This is a genomic window from Streptomyces sp. NPDC048389 (assembly GCF_040706335.1).
In the GTDB taxonomy this organism is placed as follows: Bacteria; Actinomycetota; Actinomycetes; order Streptomycetales; family Streptomycetaceae; genus Streptomyces.
Genome location: NZ_JBEZKP010000009.1, coordinates 164,409 through 170,835, shown reverse-complemented (window position 1 = coordinate 170,835; position 6,427 = coordinate 164,409). Strand labels below are relative to the sequence as shown.

The 6,427-nt window shown below is 71.0% G+C and carries 8 protein-coding genes; 4 read left to right on the top strand and 4 right to left on the bottom strand.

What is annotated here, in order from left to right:
* Positions 1–124 precede the first annotated feature (124 nt).
* Complete coding sequence (locus AB0903_RS10040) at positions 125–1,516, bottom strand: FAD-dependent oxidoreductase (RefSeq protein ID WP_366700883.1); 1,392 nt, start codon at positions 1,514–1,516, stop codon at positions 125–127.
* Positions 1,517–1,604: 88 nt separating this feature from the next.
* On the opposite strand from AB0903_RS10040, the gene AB0903_RS10035 reads away from it, so the two are divergent.
* Both AB0903_RS10035 and AB0903_RS10030 read left to right on the top strand, forming a co-directional pair.
* The gene (locus AB0903_RS10035; protein WP_366700881.1) at positions 1,605–1,808 is read left to right on the top strand and encodes a hypothetical protein; all 204 of its coding nucleotides are present in this window, start codon (positions 1,605–1,607) and stop codon (positions 1,806–1,808) included.
* A gap of 54 nt (positions 1,809–1,862) precedes the next feature.
* A complete protein-coding gene (locus tag AB0903_RS10030; RefSeq protein ID WP_366700879.1) occupies positions 1,863–2,333 on the top strand; it encodes a GNAT family N-acetyltransferase in 471 nt (156 codons plus the stop codon).
* Positions 2,334–2,507: 174 nt separating this feature from the next.
* On the opposite strand, the gene AB0903_RS10025 is transcribed toward AB0903_RS10030, so the two are convergent.
* Positions 2,508–3,509, bottom strand: a complete 1,002-nt coding sequence (locus AB0903_RS10025; protein ID WP_366700877.1) for a zinc-binding dehydrogenase — start codon at positions 3,507–3,509, stop codon at positions 2,508–2,510.
* A 356-nt stretch (positions 3,510–3,865) separates the two neighbouring features.
* On the opposite strand from AB0903_RS10025, the gene AB0903_RS10020 reads away from it, so the two are divergent.
* Entirely contained in the window at positions 3,866–4,003 is a 138-nt protein-coding gene (locus AB0903_RS10020) for a hypothetical protein (protein ID WP_366700875.1), read from the top strand.
* Here AB0903_RS10020 and AB0903_RS10015 read toward each other — a convergent pair.
* Complete coding sequence (locus tag AB0903_RS10015) at positions 3,987–4,439, bottom strand: hypothetical protein (RefSeq protein WP_366700873.1); 453 nt, start codon at positions 4,437–4,439, stop codon at positions 3,987–3,989. The two genes, AB0903_RS10020 and AB0903_RS10015, sit on opposite strands and share 17 nt — an antisense overlap.
* Positions 4,440–4,789: 350 nt before the next feature.
* Here AB0903_RS10015 and AB0903_RS10010 point away from each other — a divergent pair, with 350 nt between their 5' ends.
* Positions 4,790–5,488, top strand: a complete 699-nt coding sequence (locus AB0903_RS10010) for a tectonin domain-containing protein (protein WP_366700871.1) — start codon at positions 4,790–4,792, stop codon at positions 5,486–5,488.
* 434 nt (positions 5,489–5,922) lie between these two features.
* Here the strand turns inward: AB0903_RS10010 and AB0903_RS10005 are convergent, their stop codons facing one another.
* Positions 5,923–6,423: a hypothetical protein gene (locus AB0903_RS10005; RefSeq protein WP_366700869.1), complete on the bottom strand. Its 501-nt coding sequence runs from the start codon at positions 6,421–6,423 to the stop codon at positions 5,923–5,925.
* Between the last annotated feature and the right edge of the window lie 4 nt (positions 6,424–6,427).

Below are 6,427 nucleotides of genomic sequence, written 5' to 3'. Positions count from 1 at the left end.
AAAACGCTCGGCTGGAAAACCCCAGCCGAGCGTCTGCGTGATCTACTGACGACCACGTAAGCCATCAGGTGTTGCGAGGACCCCGAGAATCCGCCAGACGCCGGGGCCCTTCCCGCGTGTCCGGTCAGTGCCGGCCGGAGATCCTGTCGGCGAGGGAAGCGAGGCGGTCGGTGGCGGGGGCGTGGGTGGTGGCCTCGCGGTGGTCGGCCTTGCGGTAGGCCGCGTACAGGGTGTGGACGCCGAGCCAGCGGAAGGGTTCGGGCTCCCATTTGCGGACCTTGTGGTTGACCCATGGCAGGGCGGTGAGGTCGGTCGGGCCCGCCTGGCCGGAGTCCTGCCGGATCAGATCGCGCAGAGTGCGGGCGGCCAGGTTGGCGGTGGCGACGCCGGAGCCGACGTAGCCGCCGGCCCATCCGAGGCCGGTGGAGCGGTCGAGGGTGGCGGTGGCGCACCAGTCGCGGGGGACGCCGAGGACGCCGGACCAGGCGTGGGCGACGCGGGCCCCGGCGAGCCGGGGGAAGAACCGGACCAGGACGTCGCGCAGGGCCTCGACCGTGGCGGGCCGGGTGCGCCCGTCGTTGTCGGTCTTCGAGCCGTAGCGGTACGGGACGCCGCGGCCGCCGATGGCGATCCGGTCGTCGGCGGTGCGCTGGGCGTACACGTAGGCGTGAGCCATGTCGCCGAGGGTCTCGCGGCCGGACCAGCCGATCTCCGCCCAGATGTCCTCGGGGAGCGGCTCCGTGGCGATCATGGAGGAGTTCATCGGGAGCCAGGTGCGGTGCTGGCCCTTGAGTGACGCGGTGAAGCCCTCGGTGCAGCGCAGGACGTACGGGGCGCGGACGGTGCCGTACGGGGTGACGGCGTGCTTCGGCCTGATCTCGGTGACGGGCGTCGATTCGTGGACGGTGACGCCGAGGGCCTCGACGGCGGCGGCGAGGCCCTTGACCAGCTTCACCGGGTGCAGCCGGGCGCCGTGCGGGGTCCAACTGGAGGCGACGGCGCCGCTGACACGGATGCGTTCGGCGGTTTCACGGGCGCCGAGCAGGACGCGGTCCTTCTCGCCGAAGGCTGCCTCGACGGAGTGGAAGTCCTTCAGGCGCCGGAGCTGGGCCGGGGTCTGCGCGATCTCCAGGACGCCGCCCTTGTGGATGTCGGCGTCGATGTTCTCGTCGGCGGCGACGCGGATGACCTCGTCGACGGTGTCGTTCATGGCCTGCTGGAGGCGTACGGCGACGTCGTGGCCGTGGAGCCGCGCGTAGCGGTCGCGTCCGGCGATCCCGTTGTAGAGCCAGCCGCCGTTGCGTCCCGAGGCGCCGTAGCCGCAGAACTTGGCTTCCAGGACGGTGATGTCGAGGAAGGGGACGGCCTTCTTGAGGTAGTACGCGGTCCACAGGCCCGTGTATCCGCCACCGACGATGCAGACGTCGGCGGTGCTGTCACCGGGGAGGGGCTCGCGGGGCGCGGGGGCGCCGTCCTGTGCGTACCAGAACGATATGCCGCCGTTGACGGTGCTCATGTCGTGTGCCGTTTCCCTGCCGGTGGTCGCCTGCGTCTGGCGGGAATCTACTGCTCCGCACGTGGTTTGGCGACATGCGGTCAGCGGCGTGATCGAGATTCCGTGGGAGTGGGTCGCGTCTCTGCGCTCGTACGGCGAGGAGTCCGGGCGGGCCGTCGTGGAGGCGCCGCCGGGACGGGCGGCGCAGTTCCAGGACGCCGGGCAGAGTGCCGCAGAGCGGCCTCCGGGAGGCGGAGGGCGGGGAGGAGCCGGACGGGGGCTGGAGACGGGGAACTGGACGGGGGGCTGGTGATCGTCGCTCGGACGCCGCTGGCGCGACGAGCGGGCGACCGTGCAGGCTGGGGCCATGATTCGTACCGCAACACCCGCCGATGTGCCCGTGATCCACGAGATGGTCCGGGAGCTCGCCGACTACGAGAAGGCTCTGCACGAGGCGAACGCCACCGAGGAGCAGCTGCGGGAGGCGCTGTTCGGCGAGCGGCCCGCCGCTTTCGCGCACATCGCGGAGACGGAGGACGGAGAGGTCGCCGGTTTCGCGCTGTGGTTCCTGAACTTCTCGACCTGGCGGGGTGTGCACGGGATCTACCTGGAGGACCTGTACGTGCGTCCGCGGCTGCGGGGCGGCGGGCACGGCAAGGCGCTGCTGACGGAGCTGGCGCGGATCTGCGTGGAGCGGGGCTACGAGCGGCTGGAGTGGTCCGTGCTGAACTGGAACACCCCGTCGATCGACTTCTACCGGTCGCTGGGCGCGCGGCCGCAGGACGAGTGGACGGTGTACCGGCTGACCGACGGGGCGCTCAAGAGCCTGGGGTCGTAGGGCGGGGTCTCCCACCGGCTCCGGGGCTCTACGGGCTTTCCAGGGGCACGCGCCGGCGGCCGGGGCAGCCGGGCATCGGCCTCGGGGTCGTGCTTTACGGATCAGCCTCAGGGATCGTCCTTGGCGGACCGGCCTCAGGGGTCGGCCATGTGGACCGGCCTCGGAGCATCAGCCTCAGGGGATCAGGACGACCTTGCCCATGGTGCCGCGTGTCTCCAGGGCGCGGTGCGCGCCGGCGGCGTCGGCGAGGGGGTGGGGCTGGACTGCGGGGCGCAGCCGGCCGGCCGCGGCTTCGGCCAGGGCGCGGGTCTCCAGGGCGCGCAGGCCGCCTGCCTTCTCGAGCATGGCCGGGCCGAGGACGCTCTGCGAGGTGATGCCCCGTTCGGCAAGCTCCTCCTCGGTGAGGATGAGGGGGTTGTCGGACAGGATGCCCTGGCTGGACCAGCCGAAGACGATGTGCCGGCCGCCTTCGCCGAGGAGGCCGACGGCGGCGCGGCCGGCGTCGCCGCCGACGGAGTCGTAGACGACGGTGGCTCGCCGGTCGCCGAGGTGGGCGCGTACGGTGTCCGGCCAGTCGGGGAGCGTGTAGTCGACGGCGAGGTCGGCGCCGTTGCCGCGGACGCGGGCGGTCTTGGCGGGGCCGCCCGCGAGGCCGACGACGGTGGCGCCGGCGTTCTTGGCGTACTGCACGATCAGGGTGCCGATGCCGCCCGCGGCGGCGGGGACAACCACGGTGTCGTCCGGGCCGAGTTCGGTGTACTGGAGGATGCCGAGAGCGGTGCGGCCGGTGCCGATCATGGCGACGGCCTCGCTCGCGCCGAGGTGGCCGGGGATCTCGTGGAGTCTTCCCGCGTCCGTGACGGCCAGCTCCGCGTAGCCGCCGGGCGCCATGCCGAGGTGGGCGACGACGCGCTTGCCGAGCCAGGCCGGGTCCGTGCCCTCGCCGAGGGCGTCGACGGTGCCGGCGACCTCGCGGCCGGGGACGGTGGGCAGCTCGGCGGGGGCGCCGAAGGGGCCCGCAGCGCCTTCGCGCAGTGCGGTGTCCAGGAGGTGGACGCCGGCGGCCGCGACGGCGATCCGTACCTGGCCGGGGCCGGGGCCGGGTACGGGGTCGTCGGTGGTCTCGTAGGTGAGGTTCCCGGCGGGTCCGAAGGCGTGCAGGCGGACGGCGTGCATGGGGGGACTCCCTTGTGCTGCGATGGGTGTCGCGGATCCGGGCGAGCGGATCCTGGTGGGCCCACTCTTCAACCTCGAGCTCGCTTGAGGTCAAGGCGGTTGCGGGAGGCGCGACGCCGACTGCCGCGCAGCGCCTGGTCGATCAGGTGGTGCGGCCGCTGGCCCGGCGCAGGGTGTCGTCGCCGAGGAGACGCCGGGTGCGTCGAGGTGGTGGCGACGACCAGGGTGTCTCGCTCCTGGAGTCTCTCTCCCGGTTGGCTCGACGCTCTCGCACGACTGGGACGGACCGGCGAGTGCGGGGCGTGACATCGGATGGCCGGAGGGGCGTTGTCAGTGGCGCATGTCACTGTGGGGTCATGGCGAAGGCGCGCAGGCCGGCATGGGTGGCGGCGAGGGTGGCGCAGGTGCGGTTGCCGCGGCTCGAGGCGTTCGGGGGTGGTGCGCTGGAGCCGGACGGGGACTACGACGGGGTGGAGTTCACAGGCGGGTTGTGAACCGCCCGTCGGGCAGTTCCGCAGCCAGCCGCGATCGACCAGTCTGACCAGCCTGCCGCGCAGCGGTTCCAGTTTGGACCGCACGCTGACGTCCACTCCCAGCATGTCGCCGACCTGCCGGGCCATGACCGGCCCGGCCGCCTGCCGCACGGTCGGCGAGGATGCGCTGGTAATCCGGCGGGAGCATGGTCTCCTCCACGTCCGGCGCGCGGTGCGGGATGAGCATCACCGCTCGTCCGCCCACCTGCCCGGGCATCGGCGTCGCCGCAGCGCGTTCGTCGGCGAGTTGCTCGCTCACGCGTTCAAGGGCACGCTCGGCGACGGCAAGTTCACCGCGCTCGGCCCGCACCTCCGCCAGACGCTTGGCCAGCTGTTCTTCGAGTTCGTCCAGTTCTGCGCGCCGCGCGGTGATCCGTTCCAGCAGCTCGGGATCCATGCACAGGATCGTAGAAGGCCACCCGACCGCACGGGGCAGGAACAGGTGAGCCGACCAGGCCCTTCTACCTCCTCCGGCATGTCGAACACCTCGGGCCGGCCTCCCCGCGCTCTCGCTCACTCATCGGCGTCAACGTGGTAATCGCGCTTAACCCGCAGGTGGGACCTCTGTTCAGGTCGCGCTCTGATGGACCGCCGACCGCACAAGTCCAGCTTGAAGCACGCAACCCATCTGATAAACACGACTTTACGGACAAGAGAAAGATCATGCCGCGAGCGCGCTTGAATGCTGAATCGTTCCGTCGCGGGAGCATCTGCATGCGACATTGCAGACGACAAGGAGCCCGTGGAATGGCCAACTGGAAGCAGATCAGCGGTGCGCTCGTTCGGATCTCGGCCGGGTCGAGGACCAGCGTGTGGGGCGTCAACGCGGCTGGGAACATCTACCGCTACACCAACGACGACGCCAGCCCCTGGGTGCAGATCCCCGGCGCGCTCACCGACATCGGAGCAGCCGCGGACGGCACCGTCTGGGGCGTCAACTCCGCCGGCAACATCTACCGCTACACCGGCGACCAGGAAAGCGGCCACTGGAAGCAGATCAGCGGTGCGCTCGTTCGGATCTCGGCCGGGTCGAGGACCAGCGTGTGGGGCGTCAACGCGGCTGGGAACATCTACCGCTACACCAACGACGACGCCAGCCCCTGGGTGCAGATCCCCGGCGCGCTCACCGACATCGGAGCAGCCGCGGACGGCACCGTCTGGGGCGTCAACTCCGCCGGCAACATCTACCGCTACACCGGCGACCAGGAAAGCGGCCACTGGAAGCAGATCAGCGGTGCGCTCAAGGCGATTTCAGCAGGCTCCCGCACCTCGGTCTGGGGTGCGAACGCCGACGGGAACATCTACCGCTACACCAACGACGACGCCAGCCCCTGGGTGCAGATCCCCGGCGCGCTCACCGACATCGGAGCAGCCGCGGACGGCACCGTCTGGGGCGTGAACTCGGCTGGCAACATCTACCGCTACACCGGTGATCTGCCGGGCTGACACCCAACCACTCGGCATCCCGCCGGAAGTCAGGCCGGTCACGTCCCCCAGGGCGCGACCGGCCTCGGCACAAACAGAAACCGGTGAGCCAACCTCCCGGTCAGACGATCTACGTCGGAGACTGCCGCCCACAGCCAGCCTGAGTGCTACGGAGGGCGGTCACACCAGCCCCCTGACCAGCGTGTTTAAGTTGACGGAGGCTCACTGGTCGTGCACTGGTCGTGCACTGGTCGTGCGGCGCTCGGGCCGGAGGGTGTTCTCGTCGTGCGGTGCTCGGGTCGGGCGGTGCTCGGGTCGGGCGGTGCTCGGGCCGTGCACTTGCCGTGCTGTGGGCAGGCGGTGACCTTGCCGGCCGTGCTCCGGCCGTGTTCCGGCCGTGCTCCGGCCCTGCTCCGGCCCTGCTCCGGCCGTGCTCGCGCTGGGCGGGGCTCTGCTCAGGACGTGCGGGGAAAGCGTGCCTGGAGGTCCCAGATCACCGGATTGTCGCCGAGGCCCTCGTGCATGTCGGTGAGGTCGGCGATCAGGTCGTGCAAGAAGTCGCGTGCCTCGCGACGGAGTTCGGTGTGGTTGAAGGTGAGGGGCGGCTCGTCGCCGGGCATCCAGTCAGCCTCGACGTCGACCCAGCCGAAGCGGCGCTCGAAGAGCATCCGGTCGCTGGATTCGGTGAAGTCGAGCTCGGCGTGCCGGGGTTTGGCCTGTCGGCTGCCGAGGGGGTCCCGGTCGAGCTGCTCGACGATGTCGCACAGCGCCCAGGCGAAGTCGAGCACCGGCACCCATCCCCAGGCTGTGGAGACCTCCCGGTCCTCCTTGGTGTCGGCGAGGTAGACGTCTCCGCAGAAGAGGTCGTGGCGCAGCGCCTGCACGTCCGCCCGCCGGTAGTCGGTCTGCGGCGGGTCCGGGAAGCGGCGGGAGAGGGAGTAGCCGATGTCGAGCACGTGG